20 protein-coding genes are annotated in these 26072 nt (G+C 37.2%); 8 read left to right on the top strand and 12 right to left on the bottom strand.

Annotation, left to right across the window (positions count from 1 at the left end; all coding sequences use genetic code 11):
- Positions 1-499: 499 nt before the first annotated feature.
- From BLQ00_RS02000 to BLQ00_RS01985, 4 genes are all read right to left on the bottom strand, one after another.
- Complete coding sequence (locus BLQ00_RS02000) at positions 500-1816, bottom strand: HTTM domain-containing protein (RefSeq protein ID WP_093139815.1); 1317 nt, start codon at positions 1814-1816, stop codon at positions 500-502.
- Positions 1817-2923 carry an imelysin family protein gene (locus BLQ00_RS01995; protein WP_093139813.1) on the bottom strand — a complete coding sequence of 369 codons (1107 nt, stop codon included), beginning with the start codon at positions 2921-2923 and terminating at the stop codon, positions 1817-1819.
- The gene (locus tag BLQ00_RS01990) at positions 2923-4326 is read right to left on the bottom strand and encodes a di-heme oxidoreductase family protein (RefSeq protein WP_093141855.1); all 1404 of its coding nucleotides are present in this window, start codon (positions 4324-4326) and stop codon (positions 2923-2925) included. The genes BLQ00_RS01995 and BLQ00_RS01990 overlap by 1 nt, the downstream gene beginning before the upstream one ends.
- Before the next feature lie 87 nt (positions 4327-4413).
- The gene (locus BLQ00_RS01985) at positions 4414-5589 is read right to left on the bottom strand and encodes an imelysin family protein (RefSeq protein WP_093139810.1); all 1176 of its coding nucleotides are present in this window, start codon (positions 5587-5589) and stop codon (positions 4414-4416) included.
- Between the two features lie 307 nt (positions 5590-5896).
- Here BLQ00_RS01985 and BLQ00_RS01980 point away from each other — a divergent pair, with 307 nt between their 5' ends.
- From BLQ00_RS01980 to BLQ00_RS01955, 6 genes are all read left to right on the top strand, one after another.
- Positions 5897-6781 (top strand): pseudouridine synthase, encoded by an 885-nt coding sequence (locus BLQ00_RS01980; RefSeq protein WP_093139807.1) that lies wholly within the window; start codon positions 5897-5899, stop codon positions 6779-6781.
- 27 nt (positions 6782-6808) lie between these two features.
- Positions 6809-8590 (top strand): MutS-related protein, encoded by a 1782-nt coding sequence (locus BLQ00_RS01975; RefSeq protein WP_093139805.1) that lies wholly within the window; start codon positions 6809-6811, stop codon positions 8588-8590.
- A gap of 342 nt (positions 8591-8932) precedes the next feature.
- Positions 8933-10330 (top strand): arginine decarboxylase, encoded by a 1398-nt coding sequence (locus BLQ00_RS01970; RefSeq protein ID WP_093139802.1) that lies wholly within the window; start codon positions 8933-8935, stop codon positions 10328-10330.
- Positions 10320-11255 carry an agmatinase gene (gene speB, locus BLQ00_RS01965; protein ID WP_093139800.1) on the top strand — a complete coding sequence of 312 codons (936 nt, stop codon included), beginning with the start codon at positions 10320-10322 and terminating at the stop codon, positions 11253-11255. Before BLQ00_RS01970 ends, speB begins: the two co-directional genes overlap by 11 nt.
- Positions 11245-12219: a deoxyhypusine synthase family protein gene (locus tag BLQ00_RS01960; RefSeq protein ID WP_093139797.1), complete on the top strand. Its 975-nt coding sequence runs from the start codon at positions 11245-11247 to the stop codon at positions 12217-12219. Before speB ends, BLQ00_RS01960 begins: the two co-directional genes overlap by 11 nt.
- A gap of 1 nt (position 12220) precedes the next feature.
- Entirely contained in the window at positions 12221-13756 is a 1536-nt protein-coding gene (locus BLQ00_RS01955) for a bifunctional GNAT family N-acetyltransferase/carbon-nitrogen hydrolase family protein (protein ID WP_093139794.1), read from the top strand.
- A gap of 74 nt (positions 13757-13830) precedes the next feature.
- Here BLQ00_RS01955 and BLQ00_RS01950 read toward each other — a convergent pair whose 3' ends face one another.
- Together BLQ00_RS01950 and BLQ00_RS01945 are read right to left on the bottom strand one after the other, a co-directional pair.
- Positions 13831-15225 carry an MptA/MptB family glycosyltransferase gene (locus BLQ00_RS01950; protein WP_093139792.1) on the bottom strand — a complete coding sequence of 465 codons (1395 nt, stop codon included), beginning with the start codon at positions 15223-15225 and terminating at the stop codon, positions 13831-13833.
- 21 nt (positions 15226-15246) lie between these two features.
- Positions 15247-16368, bottom strand: a complete 1122-nt coding sequence (locus tag BLQ00_RS01945; RefSeq protein ID WP_093139788.1) for a TolB family protein — start codon at positions 16366-16368, stop codon at positions 15247-15249.
- Positions 16369-16398: 30 nt separating this feature from the next.
- Here BLQ00_RS01945 and BLQ00_RS01940 point away from each other — a divergent pair, with 30 nt between their 5' ends.
- Positions 16399-17622 carry a M20/M25/M40 family metallo-hydrolase gene (locus BLQ00_RS01940; RefSeq protein ID WP_093139785.1) on the top strand — a complete coding sequence of 408 codons (1224 nt, stop codon included), beginning with the start codon at positions 16399-16401 and terminating at the stop codon, positions 17620-17622.
- Here BLQ00_RS01940 and BLQ00_RS01935 read toward each other — a convergent pair.
- Together BLQ00_RS01935 and BLQ00_RS01930 are read right to left on the bottom strand one after the other, a co-directional pair.
- Positions 17619-17999 carry a DUF779 domain-containing protein gene (locus tag BLQ00_RS01935; RefSeq protein ID WP_093139783.1) on the bottom strand — a complete coding sequence of 127 codons (381 nt, stop codon included), beginning with the start codon at positions 17997-17999 and terminating at the stop codon, positions 17619-17621. The two genes, BLQ00_RS01940 and BLQ00_RS01935, sit on opposite strands and share 4 nt — an antisense overlap.
- 68 nt (positions 18000-18067) lie before the next feature.
- A complete protein-coding gene (locus BLQ00_RS01930) occupies positions 18068-19591 on the bottom strand; it encodes an aldehyde dehydrogenase family protein (protein WP_093139780.1) in 1524 nt (507 codons plus the stop codon).
- Between the two features lie 149 nt (positions 19592-19740).
- Here BLQ00_RS01930 and BLQ00_RS01925 point away from each other — a divergent pair, with 149 nt between their 5' ends.
- Positions 19741-20661: an AraC family transcriptional regulator gene (locus tag BLQ00_RS01925; protein WP_093139778.1), complete on the top strand. Its 921-nt coding sequence runs from the start codon at positions 19741-19743 to the stop codon at positions 20659-20661.
- On the opposite strand, the gene BLQ00_RS01920 is transcribed toward BLQ00_RS01925, so the two are convergent.
- The 4 genes from BLQ00_RS01920 to BLQ00_RS01905 all read right to left on the bottom strand — a co-directional run bounded on the left by BLQ00_RS01920 (position 20658) and on the right by BLQ00_RS01905 (position 25913).
- Positions 20658-22148, bottom strand: a complete 1491-nt coding sequence (locus tag BLQ00_RS01920; protein ID WP_093139775.1) for a cellulose synthase family protein — start codon at positions 22146-22148, stop codon at positions 20658-20660. The two genes, BLQ00_RS01925 and BLQ00_RS01920, sit on opposite strands and share 4 nt — an antisense overlap.
- Positions 22145-22840, bottom strand: a complete 696-nt coding sequence (locus tag BLQ00_RS01915; protein ID WP_093139773.1) for a glycosyltransferase family 2 protein — start codon at positions 22838-22840, stop codon at positions 22145-22147. The genes BLQ00_RS01920 and BLQ00_RS01915 overlap by 4 nt, the downstream gene beginning before the upstream one ends.
- 122 nt (positions 22841-22962) lie before the next feature.
- On the bottom strand, positions 22963-24552 hold the full coding sequence (locus tag BLQ00_RS01910) for a 4Fe-4S binding protein (protein ID WP_093139770.1): 1590 nt from the start codon (positions 24550-24552) through the stop codon (positions 22963-22965).
- 50 nt (positions 24553-24602) lie between these two features.
- Positions 24603-25913, bottom strand: coding sequence for an NAD(P)/FAD-dependent oxidoreductase (locus tag BLQ00_RS01905; RefSeq protein ID WP_093139768.1), 1311 nt, complete (start codon positions 25911-25913; stop codon positions 24603-24605).
- Positions 25914-26072 lie beyond the last annotated feature (159 nt).

Here is a 26072-nt window from a genome sequence, read left to right as displayed (position 1 = left end):
TTGTGGTTATTACTGTTTTTCTAGCGAGGTATTAAAATTTAGGAGTCAAGCGATTCATTTAGACAAAGTTTCATCAGCCTAGATTTTTTTGGTTCGTTTTTTTATCAATGGAAAAAATGAACGATTATAATAAAGAGGGCAGCATTAATCTACAACATAATCATACACTTCATTTCTTGAAATGGAAAGCAAATTAATTTCTTCGGAAAGATATATTTTTAAAAGACCACTGTTTAAGGTCGTATACATTACATTTTAAAATACTAAAGCACCTTTTTATGGCCTATCGAAAGTTTGTCGTAAAATGTGAAGTGAAGACACCGTGAAATTTTAATCTGTTTGAGCGGGAAAATTATTGTGGTTATTGCTGTTTTTCTAGCGAGTTCTTAAAATTTAGGAGTCAAGCGATTCATTTAGACAAAGTTTCATCAGCCTAGATTTTTTTGGTTCGTTTTTTCATCAATGGAAAAAATGAACGATTACAATAAAGAGGGCAAGATTAATCTATAATATAATCATACACTTCATTTCTTGAAATGGAAAGCAAATTAATTTCTTCGGAAAGATATATTCTTGAAGGACGCCCATTTAGCGTAACATAAACCGTAGCATACACTTCAATAGTGTCGTGACCATTATTCTTGTATTTTTTTTCTAAGAAACGCGCGTATTGCCAAATCATATCTGGCTGAAAACTCATTTGTTTTTCTTGAATGTCGGTTAAATGATTTTTAGGATATTCCACCCATTTCTTTCCTGAAGACGAATCGATGACGGTAAAAACAGCATAGCCCGTTTTTTCCATCAACATCACGTTCCAGCTGAAACGGTAGTTGCGCTCTGTCCAAAGCACGTTTTCAGCATAGAAATATTGTTGTAACGGAATTGCAATTTGTATAGCAAAGAAAAGCCCAAAAAAGCCTAGTGAAAACTTAGAAAGCGGCTGCGTTTCTGCGGAAGCTTCAGAAGGAGTTAGCGAAATTCCGAACCGTTTCAACAACGCTTGCCACTCTTCCGAAGAAATAAAAATTAGAGAACCTGCAATCATGATCCAAGGGAACATTCCGATAGAAAATAACGCATAGGTAGAGGCGTGAAAAGCAACTACCGCGATAAACGCATACGGTCGCGTTTTTTTATTCCACAGTAAAAAAGGAATGGAAAGATCGTATAGAAGTCCGAAGTAACTAAAAACATAAGCGGTACTTTCATACTGAAACAACGGACCAACAATAGGGAATTCGGTTTTTGCTTTTAACCATATTTTTAATGGCATTGCTTCCAACAGCCAATCGGGTTTCAGTTTGGCTATTCCTGCAAAAAGATAGACAATACTAATCTGAATTTTCAGAATAAAAACCGTCCAAGAAGCCACACTTTTAGAACGTAATTTTTTCATCCAAATCGCATCAATGGAGTAGTCTTTGTGTGCCGGAATGAAACATAAAAGGAAGGCGATTATGGAAACAAAATAGTAGTGGTTTAAATACCAAGATTGCTCGATGAGTTCTAGGTAAGTAAACGATACAAAGAAAACAATCGTAGCAATTCGATAGAGAAATCCTAAGCCAATGCAAAGGGCTGCAAGTGCCGAAAGCACTACAATACTGTACATAAGTGTTGCGCTTTCTGGCGGGTGAATCCAACCGAAATATTGATAAGTAAAATGAAATTCGGGACTTAAATAACAGGCTTCAACCCATCCGTTTGCCATAAAACGCACCAACGAAAAACACAGTAGAAACCCGAAGGCTATTCGGTAGATAGCCAAAGGAAAAATAGAAGTGGTCGCGGATAGCTGTTTTTTTAAAGACACTTAGTCACCGTCATTATCATTAAAGGTTATGGTAGAGCCAATAAAACTTGCCATGTCTACGCGCAAAATAATGAGCAAGTCATTGCAGGCATTTTGAAGGGCTGTAATTTTTTCAGGATTCGATTGTAATGTTTCGTTTAAACTCTGGCTAAACGTGTCTAGTTGCGAGGTTACAACATCGAAAGATGCATTTATTCTGTCTCGTAAATCGTTGCCTTCTAAATTTGCAATATAATCGTCAAAGCCAATATTACGAGTGCCTTCTACGAAATTACCAGTAAACGTTTTTTGTACTTCTTCAAGATTGGCTTTAATCATTTGAAGCGAAATATCACTTCGGAACGCTTCAAACTCTTCCTCATTTAGTGTTCCGCCATTGGTGTCTCCTAGCGCACGACCTAGTTTGCTAATAATAACTTCTTCTACCAAAGTCACCATCGCATTATTGGTCTGATTTTGTCCACCTTCAAGATTGCTGTCTACGGCGTCGATAAAAGTAGGGCCGTATCCAATCCACAATCCATTTATTTCTGCTCCTAAATTTTTTAAGTCTTCGGAAAGTGCTACGGCATAATCAACACGTCTGCTATCATTTTGAAAATCGGTTAGCGTGGTGCTTATATCGGCATTGAATAATAAATATTCTAAGGCTGCAATTCCTTTTGAAGAGGACCCTACTGAATTGATAAAAGCGATGTCAATGGGTTCTGAACCTGCAATAAATCCTTCTATATTGTCATCGTTGGTAGCCCAAGTATCGATACGTGTGTGAATAAAACTATCTTCAATGTCGCCCATGTTATAGAGTTCGCATTGTTTCCACAGAATAGCTGTGTTTTTCCATTCATTCTGAAAAGTGGTAAGATTCTGAACCGTTTCATTTTGAGCAAATGCTTCTGCTTTTTCTAAGAGCGTCGTAGTTTGTGTGGCAAATGATTCGTGCAACGGAAGGATTCTATTAACAACAAGATTGTTTAATTGGTCCCTTCTGTTGTATTGTAATTGTGCTTGATCTTCAGAAATACCTTCATCTTCACAACTTGTAATTCCGAAGAGAACAAAGAGTGTACAAACGGCAAGAATACTAACAAGATGCTTTTTTATCATTATAACGAATTAAGAAATAAAATTAATTTTTGACGGTCTGAAGCCGCTAAGTTTTTGAACTCATTTTTAGAAGTTTCTGCTTCACCACCGTGCCACAGAATAGCTTCTTCTACATTACGTGCTCTTCCATCGTGTAAAAGGAAGGTGTGTCCGTTTACATTTTCAATAAGACCGATTCCCCAAAGTGGTGGCGTACGCCATTCATTACCATTGGCAAGAAAATCTGTAGCTCCATCTGCCAAACCATCGCCCATATCGTGAAGTAATAAATCGGTATAGGGATAAATTGTTTGATTGGATAAGGCGGTAACGGTTGGGTGTGTTCCCGTCGTCATTTTAGGAATGTGACAACTCACACAGTTTAATTGGTTGAAAATGGCTTTTCCTTCTAACACATCTTGGGTGTCCCAATCTCTTCTTCCAGGAACGGCTAGGGTTTGAGAGTACAATACTGTTTTATTTAGATTATCGTCCTCAATTTCTGGCGCTCCTCCATTAGGAATGTCCTCACAATTTACGGTTGGTGGACAATTCTCATCAGGAAATAGCGAAGAAGTAATTCCTAAATCTCCTGCAAAAGCACCTGCTACCTGTTGTAATACGCTTGGTTGGTTTGCTTTCCATCCAAAACGCCCTATTTGAAGACTGTTCGATTCTATGTCCCAAACGTAATTAGGTTTTCCGCTAATTCCATCGTTGTTGCTGTCATTTTCGTCGGCAAAAGAAAGTAAGGTTGCTTCAGAAATCGCTTCTAAAAGTCCCATTCCGCTCATGTGGTTGGCAACTCTAGGCGAAACTTGTGTTGCAGTAACGGCGCCTTGTGTTGGGTTTATAATAGTATAGGTAGGTTTTCTAAGACTGTATGGAGTTCCGTCGGCGTAGGCTCCTGTTACTTCATTGTAAGCAATTTCAAAACCAGCTTCGGTATCAATGCCCATAATAGATTGATCTTGCAATTGACCACCGTAATTAGGGTCTGGGATGGGCGCTCCAAAAGGATCATTGCCAACTGCCAATCGCAATAAAAAACCGTGACTAAATTCACCGTTAAATTCTGGTGCTCGACCTCTTCCATCTTTAAAATGACACCCTGCACAAGCACGTGCATTGAATAGCGGGCCTAATCCGTCTCTTGCTGTAGTAGAAGCAGGAGCCGTAACCCAATTTTGATTGAATAATGAGTTCCCTACAAAAAAATCTAACCCTTCTTGGTTTGTTAGGTTTGGAGCTTGAAACCCAAATGCGTTTTGTGAAACGTCAAAAATAGTAGTTTGCCCACCAGAAAATTCTTCACCAGTTTCGGCAAGTAATCCAACATATTCATCATCATTATCCTTAGTGCAACTCGTAACTAAAGTAATTACTAAAAAACTAATGAAGAGGTATTTTGTAGTGTATCGCATAGTTATGTAAAAAGCAAAGTGGCGAAAGCTGTTCGCTATCGCCATTTTGCAAAGGTAATTCAATAATTAGTTTTAGACTATATTTAATTAGTCAGCAACAACAGTAACTCCTAAAGCAGAACCCGCTAATACAAATTGGTCTCCTAAATCTTGTAATGCATTAACAGCCTGTAAAACTTTAGCACCTTCGGTAGTTGTACTTCCTCCGCTAATAGCAATATCAAAAGGGATTCCAGTAGCTTCTACAGTAGTTACTGCTTCATTTAATTGTGCAGTAACTTCTAAAGCGGTTGTTGCGTTAGCTTGTGTTACTAAATCGCTTAAAGAAGCGCCAGAAATAGAACCATAAGTTCCAATATATACATTCTTAATGCCTTCAAGGTTTAAACGAATGTCTCTGTGTGTGTTATCACTAAAGCAAGAGTGTTCATCTTCTTGATCTTGGTTACTCAAAGCTACAAACATACGTTCTCCAGCAAGTTCCGATTTAGATAAGGTAGCAATTCCTGTTAAAATGTTTTTAATAGCAACATCTTCATTTAAGGCTAAAAATGTAGTGCGGTATGGTCCACCAACAGCCCATTCGTCAATCATTAATTGTAAATGATCTAATAGTAATGAAGCACATGCCGTAACGTAATCTCTTCTTCTGTCTTGGTTTTGAGCAGTACCGCCATCTACAAAGTCAGTGTAAGGACGTAAACCTGCTTGGTTGTCTTCAGGGTCTGTATTGTCTTGTCCCCAAAGTAAAAATTCGATAGCGTGGTAACCAACACTGATGTTTGTTTCTCCGCCTTCTTCATTTAAAGAAACTAGCAATTCTTTTGTGATTGCAGGATACGCTCCAACATTATTTATAATTCCAGTATCAGAAGCACCTTCTACGTAATCGATGTAGTTTTCGTCCAATGGCCATGCATTTAAAAGACCTTCTGGTCCGTCGCTATCGTCAATTGGTCCTGCAGCAAAACGAAATGCTTCCGTTGTTCCGTAAGACTCTCTTGCGGTTTTCCAAGCTTGTTTTGCAGCGTTATGATTAGCTTCAGTAGGAGTTGCTGTGAACGTAGCAAGCGACGTTTGTAATGCTACAGCGTCGCTATAAGCATCTACGTAGTTTTGATATACAATAGCTGCATAATTTTCAACTACTTCTTGTTTTGTAACTAAGTTAGGGTCTGTTGTACCGCTATCGTCATCACTAGAACAACCTACAAATAGCGCAGTTGTTATTGTTATTAAAATTGGAAAAACAATTTTTTTCATTAGTATTCTTATTTAGAATGAATTAATATAGCGCAAAAGTAGATTGCATGGTTTAATCTCACAAGTTTTATTTAGATTTATTTTAAATAAATTCTGAATCATTCCTTTCATATTTTTGTTCGTTGCTTGCTTCGGAAGTTGTAATTTTTCAGAAATAAAAAAGAATATTCATTTAGTATGTACTTCTATTGTTGAAACTTAGTGTGTAAAATCGGGGTAACTGAAGGGATTGTAGTGATTGTGCAATTTCACCTTTTGGTGCTTGAAACACAGTTGGCTTTATGTATCTTTGCAAAAATTTTAGGCAATGAACAGACAAGATTCAAGTGGAAAGGGAAAACCTTCTGGGCGAGGAAGTAATAATACTCGTAAAGGAAGTAGTGCAAGAGGGAATGCGCCTTTCAAAAAAGAAAATACAAACAAGCAGGCTGGTAGACAGAACAATGTAGAAAGTAAGCCTGTAGTTAAAAAAGCACCGCAGAAAAACACTGCAACTGGTGTGCGTCTTAATAAGTACATATCAAATAGTGGTGTTTGTTCTCGTAGAGAGGCAGATACTTATATCGCTACAGGTTTAGTAACTGTAAATGGTAAGATTATTAACGAAATGGGGTACAAAGTGGCACTTACAGACGATGTTCGTTTTGACGGTCGTCGTTTAAATCCGGAGCCAAATACCTATGTGTTATTAAACAAACCCAAAGGATTTTCTACAACCGATAGTGAAAGTAAAGGGCATACCGTGATGGATTTGGTAGCCAATTCAACCACCGCTAAAATCAAGCCTTTTGGGCGTCTTGGACGTAACTCTACAGGATTGTTGTTGTTTACAAACGATGAGCAATTTCGCCAGAAGTTTACCAAAAAAGGAATGGATCGTTTGTTTCACATTGTGTTAGACAAAAATCTGAAAGGAGAAGATCTTAAAAAGATTAGAGAAGGTTTTAAAATTGACGATAAGCTAATTTCTGTTGAAGAAGTTAGTTACATTACCAATGCACCTAAAAAAGAAGTAGGGTTAAAAATTAAGCACACTGGAAACAGCGTAATACGTACAATCTTTGATCATTTAGGATACGATGTTGCTGCCATAGACTGTGTTACCATTGGAGCGCTTACCAAAAAAGATTTACCTCGCGGACGATGGAGACATTTAACGCAACAGGATATCGATATGTTTGGCCGTTTATAATTTCTGAAATTTTCTGTACCCATTTGTATGTCTAAACCGCTTCAGTTTTATACCCAACAAAAAGAGTTTTTTGAAACGGAACTAGCTGAAATCAATTCTAAATTAATGCGTTCAAGCATTATTAGATTGGTCTTGGTATGTGCCGTTTTATTTGGGGTTTATTATTTCTTCAGCAATACACAAGTGGTTATTCCGATCATTGTTGTTGGAATTATAATTTTCATTTTTTTAGTGTCAAAACATTCCGATTTGGCGTTAAAAAGAGACAAATTGAAAACTTTATTGGCGATTAATCAAACTGAAATAGATGTTTTAAACGGGGATATTTCAGCATTAGGCAGCGGATTAGAGTTTCAAGATCAGTTACATGCTTTTAGTTACGATATCGATCTCTTCGGAAAGGGTTCCTTTTTTCAGAACGTAAATAGAACGACCATTGCTTCTGGGAAACGACTTCTTGCTTGGATGCTGACTTCCAATGAAATTGAGGGCATTCCGCAGAAACAAGAAGCCATTCAAGAGCTTTCTGAAAAACCCAAATGGCGACAAAATTTTTCGGCAACCGCAAGTTTGGTACAAGTTGAAACAAGTGCTTCACAAATTATCCAATGGCTGAAGCAACACAAATCTTTCGTGCCTCGAGTTATGAAATACCTTCCGTTGGTGTTCATGGCGCTTTCTTTAGGGATTTTTGTACTGAATTATTTTGCAATTCTGCCACTTTCAGTCACCACGTTATGGTTCTTTATAGGGTTAGGGATTACAGGTGTTTATGTAAAACGTATCAATCAGTTGTATCAAAATGCGAGTAAAGCGAAAGATACCTTTAAGCAATATTATCAGTTGCTAGCTTTGATTGAAGCAGAAACGTTTACTTCCGAAGCACTTCAGAAAAAACAACAAGAAATTAAAACGGAACATAAAAAAGCGTCCGAAATTTTCTTAGAATTTTCAAAAATATTAGACGCTTTCGACCAGCGAAATAACATGATGGTAGGGGTGTTTTCAAACGCGTTTGCATTGCGAGATTTACAATTGTGTTATAAAATTGAACAATGGATTGCAACCTACCAAGATCAAATTGAACATTGGTTTGAGGTGCTTGCCTTTTTCGACGCACAAAACTCATTGGCAAATTATGCGTTTAATCATCCAACCTATGTTTTTCCTGTAATTTCTGAAACTGAGAACACGGTTAAGGCTATCAATTTAGGGCATCCATTGCTTACTGAAGCAAAGCGGATTGATAATAATTTTACCATTCAACAGCAGCAATTTTTTATTATTACGGGAGCCAATATGGCGGGAAAAAGCACCTTTTTACGTACCGTTTCTTTAAGTATTGTCATGGCAAATGTTGGAATGCCAGTTTGTGCTGAAGCCTTTGAATACAACCCTATTAAGTTGATTACAAGCATGCGAACGAGTGATTCGTTAACCGATGATGAGAGTTATTTCTTTTCAGAATTAAAACGTCTTAAGTTTATTGTAGATGAGATTGATCCTGACGGAAAAGGGGATCGCTATTTTATTATTTTGGACGAAATTTTAAAAGGAACAAATAGTACCGATAAAGCCATTGGTTCTCGCAAATTTGTAGAGCGTTTGGTGCGTTCAAACGCCACTGGAATTATCGCAACACACGATTTAAGCCTCTGTGAGATCTCTGAAGAGCTTCCAGAAGTTAAAAATTATTACTTCGATGCTGAGATTATAAATAACGAGCTACATTTCGACTATACCTTTAAACAGGGCGTTTGCAAGAATATGAACGCTTCTTTTTTACTTCAGAAAATGGAAATTATTTAGGAAAACTATTTAATTTTTAAAATTTACTTTAAATTAATTTGCAATTCAGTTTTTTTTCATTCTTTTGTCATGCATTTAGCTGAACAAATTGAACCAAGTTTCTGTGTTCGGGCTTTTGGGGATTAGGAAGTCATATTCAAAAGCAGTTTGCCAGGCAAACAACCGAAATTTAAAGCTAGCTTCCGTTTTCTCTGACCTTCCAAGTTCAGAGCCTTTCCAAAGGTTGGCCTACTGGCTAAACCCAATTCGTATCTGATTAGTATAGGTATGTCCAAATACTTCGTATCTTGAAGTAGATTTTTTATTCGATTTTTTTATTAAAACACACACATACATTTAATCATGAATACCAAATATATTGATCTAATCAATCAAACCTATGATTTTCCACAAGAGGAATTTACTTTAAATACTGCTTCCCTAGAATTCCACGGAATCGATTTAATGGAGTTAGTTGAAGAATATGGGGCTCCTCTTAAGTTTACATACCTTCCAAAAATTTCTGACAATATAGGCAGAGCCAAAAATTGGTTTGCCGAAGCTATTAAAAAGCACGAGTATAAAGGAAATTACAATTACTGTTACTGTACCAAAAGTTCTCATTTTAAACACGTTTTGAATGAAGCGTTAAAAAATGATATTCATATTGAAACATCTTCAGCATTTGATATTGATATTGTTGAAAATTTAAAGTTAGAAGGAAAAATTACCGATGACACCTTTGTTATTTGTAATGGATTTAAACGCGATCAATATGTAAAAAACATTACGCGACTCATTAATAATGGTCATAAAAACTGTATTCCAATTATCGATAATTACGAGGAAATTGGATTGCTTTCAGAAGGAATTAAAGGGAAATTTAAAGTTGGAATCCGAATTGCTTCCGAAGAAGAGCCAAAATTCGAGTTTTATACGTCTCGATTAGGAATTGGATACAAAAACATTGTTCCTTTTTATAAAAATCAGATCGCTGTAAATAAAAATGTAGAACTTAAAATGCTTCACTTTTTTATCAATACCGGAATTCGTGATACGGCGTATTACTGGAACGAATTGGTAAAATGTTTGAAGGTATATACAAACCTTAAAAAGATTTGTCCAACATTAGATAGTTTGAATATTGGTGGCGGATTTCCAATTAAAAACTCCTTAGCGTTCGATTACGATTATGAGTATATGGTCGATGAGATTGTAAATCAAATAAACATTACTTGTGATGAGGCAGATGTGCCTGTACCGAATATTTTCACAGAATTTGGAAGCTTTACAGTGGGTGAAAGTGGGGGTGCTATTTATGAGGTTTTATACCAAAAGCAACAAAACGATCGTGAAAAGTGGAATATGATTAATTCTTCTTTTATCACTACATTACCAGATACTTGGGCGATTAATAAGCGCTTTATTATGATGGCTATTAACCGCTGGAATGATGAGTACGAACGTGTTTTGTTAGGTGGATTGACCTGTGATAGTGACGATTATTACAATAGTGAGCAGCACATGGCGGCCATCTATCTTCCGAAGTTTAAAAAAGAAAAACCTTTGTATATTGGGTTCTTTAATACGGGTGCCTATCAAGAAACAATAGGCGGATTTGGCGGTTTACAACACTGTTTAATTCCATCACCCAAGCATATATTAATTGACAAAGACGCTGATGGAAACATCACAACTAAATTATTTTCAAATCAACAAACAAGCGAGCAATTGCTAAACATTTTAGGTTATGAGCACTAAAACGTATGCTGGAATCCCGCAAAAAAATGCGGCTCTAGAAACTTCAAAAATTGTATTAATTCCAGTTCCTTACGATGGAACAAGTACCTTTCAAAAAGGAGCAGACAAAGGTCCTGATGCTTTTTTACATGCGTCAGAAAACATGGAGCTCTACGACATTGAAACTGAAAGTGAAGTTTACAAACAGGGAATCCATTTAACGGAACCTATTACTGAAAGTTCATCGCCAGAAGCAATGGTAGATGCAGTACACAAAACTACTAAGGAATACATTATTAAAAACAAGTTTGTAACTGTTTTTGGTGGAGAACACAGTATTTCTATTGGAACAATTCGTGCGTTTAATGAGTGTTTTGATAACCTTACTGTATTGCATATCGATGCGCATGCAGATTTGAGAAAAGAATACCAAGGAACAACTTGCAATCACGCTTGCGCCGTGTACGAAGCGAGTCAAACAACCAATTTAGTACAAGTTGGAATTCGCAGTATGGATGTTGCTGAAACACGTGTAATGGATCTTGAAAAAACATTTTTTGCACACGAAATGGCAAAAGATGAGTACTGGATGGATACAGTGGTTGAAGCATTAGGAGAAAATGTATTTATCACTTTCGATTTAGATGCGTTAGATCCTTCCATTATGCCATCAACAGGAACACCAGAACCAGGAGGTTTATTCTGGTACGAAACATTAGATTTTTTAAAGCAAGTGTTTGCTGAAAGAAATGTAGTAGGGTTTGATATCGTTGAATTATGCCCTAATGAAGCTGATAAATCTTCAGACTTCTTAGCGGCTAAATTATACTATAAAATGTTGAGTTATAAATTTGCTGAAACAGAAGAAGCAGATATGTACGAGAGTAATTTTCACGATACTAAAAAAGGAATTACTAAATCTAACGAAGAAGAAGATGAGTACTAAAGGAGCAATTTCAGAATTTATTCAAAAGTATTATTTACACTTTAACGCTGCGGCGTTAGTAGATGCTGCGAAAGGATACGAAGATCAATTAAACAACGGTGCTAAAATGTTAGTATCGCTAGCAGGAGCAATGAGTACTGCGGAAATAGGGAAAATTTTTGCCGAAATGATTCGGCAAGATAAAGTTCAAATTGTTTCTTGTACAGGAGCCAATTTGGAAGAAGATATCATGAACTTGGTGGCACATTCACATTACAAACGTGTTCCGAATTACCGCGATTTAACACCACAAGACGAATGGGAGTTGTTGGAAAAAGGATTAAATCGTGTAACCGATACCTGTATTCCTGAAGAAGAAGCTTTCCGAAGAATTCAAGAGCATATTGTGAAAATTTGGATGGATGCTGAAGCAAAAGGTGAACGCTATTTACCACATGAGTACATGTACAAACTACTTTTAAGTGGGGTGCTAGAAGAGTATTACGAAATCGATTTGAAGGATTCTTGGATGTATGCTGCTGCTGAAAAAAACCTACCTATTATCTGTCCAGGATGGGAAGATAGCACGATGGGGAATATTTTCGCAAGCTATGTGCTTAAAGGAGAATTGAAAGCTTCGACCATGAAAAGCGGAATTGAATACATGACATTTCTTGCCGATTGGTATACCGAAAATTCTAAAAACGGAATTGGTTTCTTCCAAATAGGAGGAGGAATCGCAGGTGATTTCCCAATTTGTGTGGTGCCTATGTTGTACCAAGATATGGAGCGTACAGAAACACCATTCTGGAGTTATTTCTGTCAGATAAGTGATTCTACTACAAGTTACGGAAGTTATTCAGGAGCGGTACCTAACGAAAAAATTACGTGGGGTAAATTAGATATTAATACTCCTAAGTTTATTATAGAAAGTGATGCGACCATAGTGGCGCCTCTAATATTCGCCTACTTGTTAGGCATGTAAAATGCAAGATAAAGAAATAGAAAACATTGAGCTTTCTTACTTAACTATCCAAGATTACCAAGAGCTTAAAGAAGCAACGCAGGAATCTTACAGTGGTTTGGAAAACTCGTATTGGCCAAAAACTGCCATTCAAAAGTTAATTGATATTTTTCCTGAAGGACAAGTACTCATTAAAATTGATGGCGAAATTGCTGGCTGTGCATTATCTATTGTGGTTGATTACACCCAGTTTGACGACAATCATACCTATGCCGATATCATTACTAAAAGCACCTTTAAAAACCATCAAATGAATGGTGATGTGCTGTATGGGATTGAGGTATTTATCAAACCAAACTTTAGAGGTTTGCGTTTGGGAAGACGTCTGTATGATTATCGAAAAGAGCTTTGTGAAAACCTAAATCTTAAGAGTATTGTGTTTGGCGGAAGAATGCCGAACTATCATAAATACAAAGAGCATTATACGCCTAAAGAGTATATTGATGCTGTAAAACGCAAGGAAATTAGTGATCCTGTACTAAATTTTCAGATCTCAAACGATTTTCACCCTGTTCGAGTGATTAAAGGCTATTTGGAAGGGGATTCAGATTCAGGAGAGTTTGCGGTGTTGATGGAATGGGATAATATTTATTATACCAAACCCACCAAATCACCGTCTTCAGTAAAAACAATTGTACGATTAGGCTTGATTCAGTGGCAAATGCGCCCGTATGCCGACTTGGAAGAGTTGATGCAACAGGTGGAGTATTTTATTGATACGGTTTCGGGCTATCGTTGTGATTTTGCAGTGTTTCCTGAGTTTTTTAATGCACCCTTAATGGCAGCATACAATCACTTGAAAGAGTCTGATGCCATTCGTGAACTCGCTAAATACACGGAAGAAATAAAGAAGCGTCTTTCAGCATTTTCAATTTCGTACAACATCAATATTATTTCTGGAAGTATGCCAGAATTGGTTGGTGATACTCTTTACAATGTGGGGTATTTATGTCGAAGAGATGGAAGTGTGGAGCGTTACGAAAAAATTCATGTGACTCCAGACGAAGCAAAAGTTTGGGGAATGCAACGCGGAAGTGAGCTAAAAACCTTTGAGACGGATTGTGGTAAAATCGGAATCCTTATTTGCTACGATTCTGAGTTTCCAGAATTATCGCGTTTACTGTCTGATGAGGGAATGGACATTTTATTTGTACCTTTCTTAACCGACACACAAAACGGATATTCTCGTGTGCGTTTGTGCGCGCAAGCTAGAGCCGTTGAAAATGAATGTTATGTAGCCATCGCTGGAAGTGTTGGAAACCTGCCGAATGTTGAAAATATGGACATTCAATATGCACAATCGGCTGTGTTTACGCCTTGCGACTTTGCGTTTCCTAGCAACGGTATTAAAGCAGAAGCAACCACCAATACTGAAATGATTTTGGTAGCCGATGTGGATATTAGTTTGTTACGTGAACTACACTCATTTGGAGCTGTTAAAAACCTAAAAGACCGTAGAAAAGATGTCTACGATGTGATTCGGGTAAAATCTAAATAACGATTTTTTTAATAAAGTATACACCCTACACTTGTATTTAAAAATACGATTGTAGGGTGTTTTTTTACTGAATTTTAAATTATTTCTACCGGCTTCAGATCTTCCTTTTCTTTTCTGAAAAGTTCCCAAGTAGCAAACCCTATTACTACAAAGTATTCTAGAGCAACAAACCACAAGTTTTCAGAAAAACCTTCCATACTATATGCTGAATAGCTAAATACAATCATAAAACTCCAAACGAGCGGAAACTTATATTTTGTAAAAATAGAAAGCAATAAAGGCGTAGCTACATACCAAGGATGCACTGTAGTCGCTAATAAAAAGTAACAAGAAACTCCCAAAAGGAGGGTTGTAATAAGCTGTGGCGTGGTTTTATTTTTTCTGAAAAAGCCGAACAAAATTATAATAGTTACAACGACAAAAGCAAGCGATTTGCCAGCAACGGCAATGATATTCCACCCTACTGTTTGAAAACCAATCCAACGGATGAGGTAGTACACACTCGCATTAAACTCGAACGTTTGAAACCAAAGACTAATGGTTGCAAAGAAATTTGAGATAAATTCTGAAGATAAAAAAGGGGCGAAGGTGAGTAAAACTGTTCCTAACACAATCAAATAAAAAGCAACTGGAATTTTTAGATTCTGTAAGAATGAAGCTTCCTTCTTGAAAAAGTATTTTAAGAATATCGGAAGCAATAATAAAGGCAATAACTTCACCGAAATTGAGAGTCCGAGAAGTACTCCTGCCCAAATCCATTTTTTGTTGTGAAGTAAATACAAGCCCCAAATCATGAAAAATAACATGACGCCTTCAAAATGTAAGTTGCCTGTTAATTCAATAATAATAAACGGGTTTAGGAAATACCAAAAAATACGATTGGGAGGAAGCTGTAATTTTTCTAGCAATCGCTTTCCGAAGTATAAAATACCAATATCGGCACCAATCATAATACAACGCAATACCATTACAGAGCCTAAAATACTCTTACTACTAAATAGTGCTGCAATGGCAAAAAAGAATTGATTAACGGGCGGATAATTACTAAAATGACTCGCATTTAACGCACCCATCCCATTCATTAAAGCAGTTGCTTGCGAAACCGTGACGCCAATTTCAGGATTGGCAGCATATAGTTGAGGTGTAAATAAATACGGATTTATGCCTTGAATCAATAACCGTCCGTCCCAAATAAAGCGATAAAAGTCTTGCGATAAATTGGGGATAGCCCCTATGAAAATGAATCGAACTGCAATTCCAATGCCTACTAACCACCAAAAATGGTTTTTGCCAACTTTGACTAAGTAGTAGCTACTAAAACATAAACTACTCCATAGAAAAAGGAGTTTTGTAAAACTAGAACGCTCTAAATAGTGCCCAAAAACAAAATATAAAAGTCCGACCGCCAACGCAAACAGAAGTATGTTTTTATGTGCTTTAAGTTGGCCTACAAGGGTGTTTAGGGACATGGATTAGAGTTTCAAAACCTATTAGTCTTGCCATTCGGCAATAAAAAGGTTGGTGTCGCGACCGCCGCCATTGTTTCGGTTGGAAGAAAATGCTAAATATTTTCCGTCGTTTGAAAACACAGGAAAGGCATCAAAGGTTTCTCCGTGTGTAATACGCTCTAAATTTTTCCCATCCAAATCGATTAAGTATAAGTTAAATGGAAATCCGCGTTCGGCTTCAAAGTTACTTGAGAACAATATTTTCTCTCCCGATGGATGAAAAAATGGACTCCAATTGGCGTTTCCTAAGTTGGTAAGCTGACGTAAATCACTCCCATCTGCATTACAGATATACAGTTCCATTTCGGTAGGTTGTACCAATCCTTGTGCTAATAAATCTTTGTATTCTTTAATCGCTTCGGGTGTTTTAGGACGCGACGAACGGAAGATTAATTGGGTGCCATCTGGCGAAAAGAAAGCGCCTCCGTCATAACCTAATTCGTCGGTGATTTGTTTCACATCGCTTCCGTCAATATTCATGGTGTACAACTCTAAATCACCGCTACGAGTTGATGTAAATACAATTTTATCACCTTTTGGGGATACGGTTGCTTCTGCATCATACCCTTTTTCATTCGTAAGTTGTGCGGTGATATTTCCTTCTAAGTCGGCCACAAAAATATCGAACGAGTCGTACACAGGCCAAACGTATTTTCCGTTAGATCGCAACGGCACTTCTGGACAATTTTCGTCTACCAAATGGGTAGAAGCATATACAAAATGTTTGTTATCGGGTAAAAAATACGCACAAGTTGTACGTCCTTTTCCGGTACTGATCATAGGTGGTTTGCTTTCTGGAAAACTTTCCGAAGCATTCATTAAAAACATTTGATCACATTCTACGTCCCAATCTTTATAGTTTGATTGAAACACCAATTGTTTGTCATCAAAACTCCAATATGCCTCTGCATTGTCGCCTCCAAAGGTTACTTGGCGTATGCTTTTAAAGTGTTTTTCTTCAGGATAGATTAGACTATCAGTTACTGTTTCTTGCTGAATTTCTGTAGTTACTTCGGAAGTGTTTTCAGTTGTTTTTTCTGCTTCAGACGTGTTTTTACAAGAATATACAACGACAAGTAGCAAAAGGGTGGTAATCAATCTCATATTTCGTTATTTTTACGCAAAAATAAGGATATGCGTTCAGTTATAATAGTTTTTGTTTTAGTTCTCTTTTTTTCATGTACTTCTGAAAAAGTAAAGGTATATACAATGGAAGATGATGTTACGATATTGGCATCCGATTCATTAGGAGGAAGAGAAACGGGAACGGAAGGAGAACGTTTGGCAGCAGCGTATATACAACAACGTTTTGAAGGTCTAGGATTGCAACCCAAAGGAAGCAATGGGTATTACCAAGAATTTTCGTTTAAACCGAGTTCAAATCCGCATGAAGAAGCTGTTTTTAATGCTTCGGAAGGAGATAGTACTATTTCTGGACGAAACGTTATTGGATTTATTGATAATAAAGCAGAAAACACCGTAGTCATTGGAGCACATTACGATCATTTAGGAATGGGGGGAGAAGGTTCTTTGTATCGCGAAGGAAAAGCAATACACAACGGAGCAGATGATAATGCGAGTGGTGTAGCAGTCCTGTTACAACTGGCCGAAAAACTTTCCGAAAAAAACAATCAAAACAATTATCTGTTTATCGCTTTTTCTGGTGAAGAAATGGGACTCTTGGGTTCTAATTACTTTGTTAAAAATCCAACCATAGACACTAAAAAGGTGAGCTACATGATTAATATGGATATGGTGGGACGTTTAAATGAAGAGCGAACTATTGCAGTGCACGGCGTAGGGACGTCACCAATTTTTAAGCAAGTTTTGTTTGCCAATAAAGATTCGTTAAACATTGTGTCTCACGAATCGGGTATTGGACCTAGCGATCATACCTCGTTTTATTTGTCGGACATTCCAGTGTTACACTTTTTTACAGGGCAACATAGCGATTATCATAAGCCGAGTGACGATTCTGAAAAGTTGAATTATGAAGGAATGCAAGCTATTTCTAACTACATTGAAGCGATTATTACCGACTTGAATGATAAGGGGAAATTAGCCTTCCGAAAAACCAAAAATGAAAGTGAAGATGTGCCAGCGTTTAAAGTTGCTTTAGGCGTTGTTCCCGATTATCTGTATGCAGGAAAGGGAATGCGAATTGATGGAGTTAGTGAAGAAAAGCCCGCTCAAAAAGCAGGATTATTAAAAGGGGATGTGGTTGTTAAATTAGGAGCGTTTGAAACGTTTGATATGATGAGCTATATGAAGGCTTTGTCTAAGTTTGATAAAGGGCAAACAACTATCGTTACTGTGGAAAGAGAAGGCAAACAACTAGAAGTAGAAGTTACTTTCTAGATGTTTTTTTCTTTTTCTATTGCTGAAAAATAAGCGTTTTCTTCATCGGTGAAGAGTCTAGATTCTGTAAGGAATCGCAATCCCAACGGAATTTCGACCGAAAAACTAGAACCTCTCCCTTTTGTGATTCCAATAGTTAAATGGGTGTGTTTCCAATATTCATATTGATCTTGGCTCATGTAAAATTTTACCCCTTCAATTTCTCCAAGGAGAATATCGCTATCATCTAAATAAAAATCATCTTTGGTCAAAAGCATGGGGGCCGAGCCATCGCAACAGCCGCCACTTTGATGAAAAATTAATTCGCCGTGTTCTGCTTTCATTTTGCGTACAATAGTTGCAGCATCTTCAGTTATAGTTACTCTTGACTTTTCCATAATTTTTTCTAAAAAAAATAGGGCCAGAAAACCAATATTCTGACCCTATAAGGTTACTCATTTATCTATTAAAAGAAACCAAGTCTTTTCTTATCGTAAGAGATAAGCATGTTCTTAGTTTGACGGTAATGATCTAACATCATTTTGTGATTTTCGCGACCAATTCCCGATTTTTTATACCCTCCAAATGGAGCGTGTGCTGGATATGCGTGGTAGTTGTTTACCCAAACTCTACCCGCTTTTACTTTACGAGCCACTTGGTATGCTTGGTGTGTATCGCGTGTCCAAACACCGGCACCTAAACCGTAAAGTGTGTCGTTTGCAATTTCTATAGCTTCTTCTTCATCTTTAAAGGTGGTCACACATACTACAGGGCCAAAAATTTCTTCTTGGAAAACGCGCATTTTGTTGTTTCCTTTTAAGATAGTTGGTTGAACGTAATATCCACCTTCTAATCCTTCGTTATAGGCAGCACCTCCACCCGCTAATACTTCACAACCTTCTTCTTTACCAATTTTAATATAATTTAAAATTTTCTCATATTGATCGCTAGAAGCTTGTGCTCCCTGCATTGTTTCAGGATCTAATGGGTGACCAATTTTTATTGCATTGGTGCGTTCTACTACACGCTTAATGAAATCGTCATAAATGCTCTCCTCAATCAAAATTCGAGAAGGTGACGTACATACTTCTCCTTGGTTGAAGGCAAACATGACAGCACCTTCAATCGCTTTATCGAAGAAATCGTCATCGGCATCCATGATACTTTTAAAGAAGATGTTTGGAGATTTTCCTCCTAGTTCTAACGTAACAGGAATAATGTTTTTTGAAGCGTATTGCATGATAAGTTGTCCTGTTGTGGTTTCACCTGTAAATGCAATTTTATCAATTCGTGGGTTTGAAGCCAATGGTTTCCCTGCTTCTAATCCAAATCCGTTTACAATGTTTAAAACACCGTCTGGAAGTACGTCTTTAATTAAGTCGGCAAGAATCATGATTCCTACGGGTGTTTGTTCAGCAGGTTTTAATACCACACAGTTACCAGCAGCTAACGCAGGAGCTAGTTTCCAAGCAGCCATTAAAAGTGGGAAGTTCCAAGGGATGATTTGACCAACCACACCTAGAGGTTCCCAAATATTTAATGAAAGTGTATTTTCGTCTAACTCGCTAGCACCTCCTTCTTCCGCTCTAATAGCGCCTGCAAAGTAACGGAAATGATCTACAGCCAATGGTAAGTCGGCATTCATGGTTTCGCGAATTGGTTTTCCATTGTCCCAAGTTTCAGCTCTTGCTAATACTTCAATGTTATTTTCTATGACATCAGCAATTTTTAATAAAACATTACTACGAGTTGTTGCCGAAGAGGCATTCCAAGATTCCGCAGCAATCCAAGCAGCATCTAAAGCAAGTTCGATGTCTTCTTTTGTAGAACGCGCAATTTTAGTGAATGTGTTTCCGTCAACAGGCGAAATACTTTCAAAATATTCTCCTTTTACGGGTGCGACCCATTTTCCTCCAATAAAATTGTCGTATTGATCTTTAAATTTAGGCTTTTCGATGGCCTTTCCGGATGCAGTCTCTACATTGCTCATAATGCTAATATTTTAATAGTTATTTTGTTAAAAATTTATTTCTATAAAGGTATTAATGTTAATAATGTATTATCTTGAACAATCCTGTAGAAACATAACACATTTCTATTGTTTTGTTTTAATGTGTTTAATTTTTAGTATTATTGGGTATGAATCATTCCCTATCGAAACATAAAGAGAGTCGAAAAATCCTCACCTTGGTTGAGAATCGAACTACGTACAACGCGGAGTATTCAGAATTAAATATTTTTGAAACACATAAGGTTGCCGATAAAATTTCGCTCACGTTTGATTTTCCTGTCATTGCAAGCATGCTTACAGGAAAGAAGATTATGCATTTAAAAGATTTACCGCAATTCGATTTTTTGCCTGGCGAATCGGTTGTAATGCCTGCCTATGAAGAAATGGTAATCGATTTTCCAATCGCTACTAAGGAAAGTCCAACGCAGTGTCTTGCTTTAGGAATCGATCCTCAAAAAATAAACGAAGTCGCTTTTAAGTTCAACCAGCAGGTTGAAATAGAAAACGAAAACAACAAGTGGAATTTACAAGAAGGGTTGGCCTCGCATTTAACAAATCAAGTAGAAGTAAACTATTTGATAGAGCGATTGGTGACAACGTTTACACACAATACCGCTTCAAAAGATGTGCTTTTAGATTTAATGATTCAAGAGCTGATTGTACGTTTATTGCAAACAAAAGCGAAGTATAGCATCTTAAACGATTCCTTAGAAATTTTTAGCGACACCCGAATTGGCTTTGTTGTAAAATACATAAAAGAAAATCTTACCGATAAAAGTATAAGTGTCGATTTGTTGGCTGAAAAAGCCTACATGAGTACTTCTAACTTTCATAAAAAGTTTAAAAATACCTTAGGGATTTCGCCCATCGATTTTATTAATTCTGAAAAAATTAAGTTTGCAAAGAAGCTAATGAAGCAAAACAATAAAATGCTTATTTCTGAAATTGCTTTCAAATCAGGTTTTAATAATGTGAGTTACTTTAACCGACAGTTTAAAAAGTTGGAGTTTATGACGCCGCAGCAATTTAAACTTTCATTAGGGCGCTAAACTTTAGAGGTAAGACTTTTAAAGAACACATATCCGAAGCCTATAAAAAGCATCAAGTGGAACGGAAACAATCCGAAATCGCCACCTTGATCACCTACTACGAAGGCACTGTACATTCCGAAGCCGAAATACAACATTAAGATTCCTTCAATAATCACATTCGGTGACACATTTTTCGCTAAGTATTTGTTGTCTTTCCAGTTGTCCTTCAGCGAAGTAATGTTAAACTTTGGTGTTCTAATAAAATCACTTTTTTTCCCCATATGTCCTTCCAATACCGCAATTGAATTGTGTAGCGCAAAGCCCATAGCAATGGTGAAAAAAGTAAAAAACATACCTGTGTACTTCACAAACATTTTAAAGCCGCCGCCATACATGATTTTGTACATCACCCAATAACAGATAAAGAAAATGATGGTACTAAACACAAAAAAGCTCATCACGTAGAAGTACATTTTTAAGTGTTCGTATTCATTTTTGATGTACAACATCGGAATACTTAGAATAGCAACAATAAAAATGTTTAAAAACATAGTACTATTCAGTAAGTGAAGTAAACTGTGCACTTTTGTTTTAAAAGGAACATTTTCACTTTTCAGCACGCGCTTCGCCATTTTCTGAAAATTTTCAGCGCCACCTTTATTCCATCGAAACTGTTGCGAACGTGCTGCGCTAATTACAATAGGTAATTCGGCAGGAGTTTCAACTTCTTCTAGGTATTTAAATTTCCAGTCTTTTAATTGTGCTCGGTAGCTTAAGTCAAGGTCTTCAGTAAGCGTGTCACCTTCCCAGTTTCCAGCATCTAGAATACATTCTTTACGCCAAACACCTGCGGTACCATTAAAGTTGATAAAATGCCCTTTGCTGTTTCTTCCAACTTGTTCTAAGGTAAAGTGAGCGTCTAAAGCAAATGCTTGTACTTTGGTTAAAATGGAATAGTTTCGGTTTAGATGTCCCCAACGGGTTTGCACCACGCCAATTTTAGGGTCTTTGAAATACGGAATGGTTTTCTTTAACCAGTTTTTCTTCGGAAGGAAATCGGCATCGAAAATAACGATAAACTCACCTTTGGCTGTTTTTAAACCTTCTTTTAACGCGCCTGCTTTAAAACCAACGCGGTCTTTTCGGCTTACGTGTTTAATGTCAAGTCCTGTTGCTTCTAATAGCTTAACGTGTGCTTCCGTTGAAGCAAAAGACTCGTCGGTAGAGTCGTCTAATACTTGGATCTCTAATTTGTCTTTTGGGTATTCTAATTCAGCAATGTTATTCAGCAACCGCTCCATCACATACAGCTCGTTATACACGGGTAACTGAATGGTGACGAAAGGAATTTCTTCAGAATTTGAAAAGTCAAATGTCTCAGAGGTATCTTCTTTTTTTCGCGCACTTAAATAATTAAAAAGAAGATTAAGTTGTGCCAGCGCATACATGAAAATTAGTATAAGGGCAATCGAATAAACACTAATAATAAGCCACTCTAATATCATTTTTTTATGCTGTATTTAAAGATCCAACCTAGGATTTTTACGCCTGCAAAGATAGCACCTTTTACCGTTCCTGAAACTTTTGAAACACCTATTCTGTTTCGATAGTGCACAGGCACCTCGATATAGGTATATTTTCGTTTAAGTGCTTTTAATTGCATCTCAACGGTCCAGCCATAGGTTTTGTCTTCCATTTGTAAGGCTAGTAATTTGTCGTATTTTATGGCTCTAAAAGGCCCCAAGTCTGTAAATGTGGCTCCAAAAAACAATTTCATAAGGTTTGTGGCCAACCAGTTTCCAAATTCCTGCGGAATCGTCATCGATCCAGCTTCACGAAGCTCCTTAGTTCTGGCTCCAATTACAAAGTCGATATCTTGTTCAAGGATGGGCGCAACAATTTTTGAAAGTTCTTCGGGATAATCGCTATAATCGCCATCTAAAAAAACGACAATGTCTGGTTTTTCTTGTTGGTTGGCAATGTATTCCATTCCCTTTAAACAGGCATAGCCGTATCCTTTTCTTTTTTCTGAAAGTACCGTTGCTCCAGCTTTTTGGGCTACAGCTTCAGTCGTGTCGGTAGAATTATTACTTACAACAATTACTTCGGAAACAGTCGCAGGAATATCGCCTATCACTTTACCAATAGACCCTTCTTCGTTGTACGCGGGGATAATAACTTTTATGTTGTGCTTCATTATGATGTTAGGATCGCAAATAAGATTGCAAAGGTCGGTAAAATATAGGTTACTGTTTCTGAAGGTTTAGACGAACAATCTCGAAGACCTAACAGTACTTCCGATTTTAAATGAAACGGTTTTTAGTTTTTAGACACATAGTTCATTAAATCAACATCGTTTCCTAACAATACATCTTTACTTTCAATACGTCCTTCTAGAGGTCCGTTTTCAAGTTTTAATACCCCTCTTGGGCAAACAGCAGAACAAATTCCGCAGCCTACACAGCTAGAACGAACAATGTTTTCTCCTTTTTGTGCATATGCACGAACATCAATTCCCATTTCACAATAGGTTGAGCAGTTTCCGCAAGAAATACATTGACCACCGTTGGTTGTAATTCTGAATTTTGAAAACAAACGTTGTTGCATTCCTAAAATAGCTGCCATAGGGCAACCCATTCTACACCAAACTCTACTTCCTAAAATAGGGTAGAAGCCTGTTCCAATAACACCGCTAAAAATAGAACCGATTAAAAACCCGTAGGTTTTCCGAAGGGTTTCTGCTTCAAAAAGAAATAAGGTTTTTCCTGTCGCATAGTGCATAGCGATTAAAGAAATAACAATCACTAAATATCCAATAGCACCGTAACGGGCATCTTTTTGTAATTCTTCTTTTTTGAAATACCAAATTCCAGCAAATAACAAGGTTAAAAACACACCAACACCAATAAGAAACACATCCTTTGTTAGCCAGTATTTTGTTGAGTCGTATCCTAAATATGTAGAAATTACAGCCGTTGTCATCACTACCACAAAAACTAATACACTGTGAATTACCCAACGTTCCACCTTCCATGCATTCATGCTTTTGTCGCTTAATTGTCGAAACGAATCACCAGCTGTTTCAGCCAAGCCACCACAACCACATACCCAACTACAATACCAACGTTTTCCGTATTTGTAAGTTAGAATAGGGGTAATGACAAAAATAGAAACCACTCCGAAGATTAAAAGTCCGACACCCACCGAACCCGAAGAGATAAAACTATCGACACGATACTGTTCAAAATTATAATAATTAAGAGGCCAAATGTTTTTAAGATCGTAATACGGAAGGTTAAAAGAGTCGCTGTTTAAACGTGCCATAAACTCAGGAATCAAAAAGGCAAAAGCGGTTTGAAAAACCATCACACTAATGGTACGAATACGCTCGTACCTGTTGTGGCGGTATTTCCAGATAAACTTTACTCCGAAGGCAAAGATGGCAATCGTATATAACGTACCGTACACAAACCATTGACTCGCCGGATTCCCACTTAACAATCTGCTTAAGGGGTCAAAAAGGGCGATTACACCCGTATTACTTCCTTCGCTATTTAATCCTAAAAACTGAGGAAAAAAGTACAAAACAATATAAAAACTAGTAAGAAGTATCCCAGCAATCCAAGCTACAAATCCACGACTTGAAATTGATTTAAACCAAACGCCGTCATTTTTAATACCTTCTTGCTTTTGGGCATACGCTCCTTTTGCAAACAAGATAATTCCTGCCGTGATAGAAAGTAAAGCAATTGTAAGCCACAAACCTTTGTTCGGAAAGTTTACGTTAAACCCTGCTAAGGCTAACACCACTAAGCCAAACAAGCCTATAAACGTCGCTATTTTTTGTGTGCCGTTTAAACTTTTTGGTGGTTCTCCGGTAAGTGATATATTTTGTTGTACTGTGCTCATATTTTGGTGTTTCGTAAATTAGAATAAAGACTCAATTACTAGTTACTGTTTTAATGGGCAGTAACTTCAGTTTCAGAATGAAAAGCTTTTAAAATATCTTTTTCAAAGCTTCTGTAAAATTCTGGGTCAAAGTTTGCTTCTGGGAGATGTTCAATAACATAATCGAGACCTCTTTTTTCTGAAAGCCAACGGTCAAATACTTCGTGTCGCATTCGTATTCCGAAGGTATTAATCCCTAAAAATAGTTTAGAGTCTTTATGGTAAGCTATCGTAATGCACTTTTTGTCATCGGGATGTTTCCAATGAAAATGTGCTTCTGTATCTTTTTTGCTTCTTTCACTAAATACCCAGCCATAGGTTTGGTATTCGATGTCAAAAAACTTGGCGCTGTTAAACCAATGTCCAGGTTTGTATTCGAGTTTGTTGCCACAAATAGTTTGTGCTAATGTTTCGCCCATCATTCTCCCTGTGTACCAAACGGCTTCAATAGGACGGCGATTTCCAATGGGTTCGTGTTGTTCGGCACAGTCGCCAATTGCGTACACAGAATCTACATTTGTTTCTAAAAAGCGATTTACTTTTACGCCTCTTCCAAGTTCAATACCACTGTCTTTTAAAAAATCAATATTGGGAGTTACCCCTGCGGTAAGCCCAACAACATCACATGGTAGTTCCTCACCCGTTTCTTCAATAACGACTGCTCTTACTTTTTCGTTGTCGTCGGAAAGAATTTCTTTTAAATTGGTTGAAAGCCGTAAATCAATGTGATGACTTTTTATATGACGGTTCAATAGTTCACTTTCGCCTTTCGGAAGAACACCGTTCCAAAAGCTATTTTCTCTAACTAGAAAAGTAACAGGAATATTACGAGTGCTCAACATTTCGGCAAACTCGATACCTATCAATCCGCCACCTACAATCACCGCTCTTTTACAGATTTTATTATTGGGTGCGTTTTGTTCTAACGCATCTAAGTCTTGCTTTGAGTACAACCCTTGAACGCCATTAAGATCCTGTCCAGGCCATCCAAATTTATTCGATTTAGAACCTGCCGCAATAATAAGTTTGTCGTACGCTAGTGTTGTGTTGTCGCTAAACTGAACTTCTTTTTTATCGGTATGGACCTTTTCTACAAAACCGCGTCTTAATTCTATTCGGTTCTTTTTCCAGAAATAATCTTCATACGGTTTGGTATGCTCATACTTCATATGTCCCATATAAATGTACATGAGCGCGGTACGCGAAAAGAAATGATCAGTTTCCGCAGAGATAATTGTAATTTTTTTGTCTGAAAGTTTCCGAATATGCCTCGCAGCTGTAACGCCCGATATTCCGTTACCAATAATAACTATGTGTTCCATAAATTGATGTGGTTGCTAAGTCTGTCGCACTTAAAGTTACTAACATTACAGTGAAATCGCTTTTTTATAGAAATTATTTTGGAAACTTTAAGTATTTCGGGTCTTTTGAAGCGAATATCTATTATACTTCTTTTGTAAGTTTAATACACAATCGTCCGA

Origin of the sequence: Ulvibacter litoralis (genome assembly GCF_900102055.1) — a bacterium.
GTDB lineage: Bacteria > Bacteroidota > Bacteroidia > Flavobacteriales > Flavobacteriaceae > Ulvibacter > Ulvibacter litoralis.
This window is presented reverse-complemented; position numbering and strand designations above follow the sequence as displayed.

Coding starts and splice junctions, on each gene's coding strand:
- BLQ00_RS01995 (WP_093139813.1), bottom strand. CDS start 2,923: ATGATAAAAAAGCATCTTGTTAGTATTCTTGCCGTTTGTACACTCTTT.
- BLQ00_RS01990 (WP_093141855.1), bottom strand. CDS start 4,326: ATGCGATACACTACAAAATACCTCTTCATTAGTTTTTTAGTAATTACT.
- BLQ00_RS01985 (WP_093139810.1), bottom strand. CDS start 5,589: ATGAAAAAAATTGTTTTTCCAATTTTAATAACAATAACAACTGCGCTA.
- BLQ00_RS01980 (WP_093139807.1), top strand. CDS start 5,897: ATGAACAGACAAGATTCAAGTGGAAAGGGAAAACCTTCTGGGCGAGGA.
- BLQ00_RS01975 (WP_093139805.1), top strand. CDS start 6,809: ATGTCTAAACCGCTTCAGTTTTATACCCAACAAAAAGAGTTTTTTGAA.
- BLQ00_RS01970 (WP_093139802.1), top strand. CDS start 8,933: ATGAATACCAAATATATTGATCTAATCAATCAAACCTATGATTTTCCA.
- speB (WP_093139800.1), top strand. CDS start 10,320: ATGAGCACTAAAACGTATGCTGGAATCCCGCAAAAAAATGCGGCTCTA.
- BLQ00_RS01960 (WP_093139797.1), top strand. CDS start 11,245: ATGAGTACTAAAGGAGCAATTTCAGAATTTATTCAAAAGTATTATTTA.
- BLQ00_RS01955 (WP_093139794.1), top strand. CDS start 12,221: ATGCAAGATAAAGAAATAGAAAACATTGAGCTTTCTTACTTAACTATC.
- BLQ00_RS01950 (WP_093139792.1), bottom strand. CDS start 15,225: ATGTCCCTAAACACCCTTGTAGGCCAACTTAAAGCACATAAAAACATA.
- BLQ00_RS01945 (WP_093139788.1), bottom strand. CDS start 16,368: ATGAGATTGATTACCACCCTTTTGCTACTTGTCGTTGTATATTCTTGT.
- BLQ00_RS01940 (WP_093139785.1), top strand. CDS start 16,399: ATGCGTTCAGTTATAATAGTTTTTGTTTTAGTTCTCTTTTTTTCATGT.
- BLQ00_RS01935 (WP_093139783.1), bottom strand. CDS start 17,999: ATGGAAAAGTCAAGAGTAACTATAACTGAAGATGCTGCAACTATTGTA.
- BLQ00_RS01930 (WP_093139780.1), bottom strand. CDS start 19,591: ATGAGCAATGTAGAGACTGCATCCGGAAAGGCCATCGAAAAGCCTAAA.
- BLQ00_RS01925 (WP_093139778.1), top strand. CDS start 19,741: ATGAATCATTCCCTATCGAAACATAAAGAGAGTCGAAAAATCCTCACC.
- BLQ00_RS01920 (WP_093139775.1), bottom strand. CDS start 22,148: ATGATATTAGAGTGGCTTATTATTAGTGTTTATTCGATTGCCCTTATA.
- BLQ00_RS01915 (WP_093139773.1), bottom strand. CDS start 22,840: ATGAAGCACAACATAAAAGTTATTATCCCCGCGTACAACGAAGAAGGG.
- BLQ00_RS01910 (WP_093139770.1), bottom strand. CDS start 24,552: ATGAGCACAGTACAACAAAATATATCACTTACCGGAGAACCACCAAAA.
- BLQ00_RS01905 (WP_093139768.1), bottom strand. CDS start 25,913: ATGGAACACATAGTTATTATTGGTAACGGAATATCGGGCGTTACAGCT.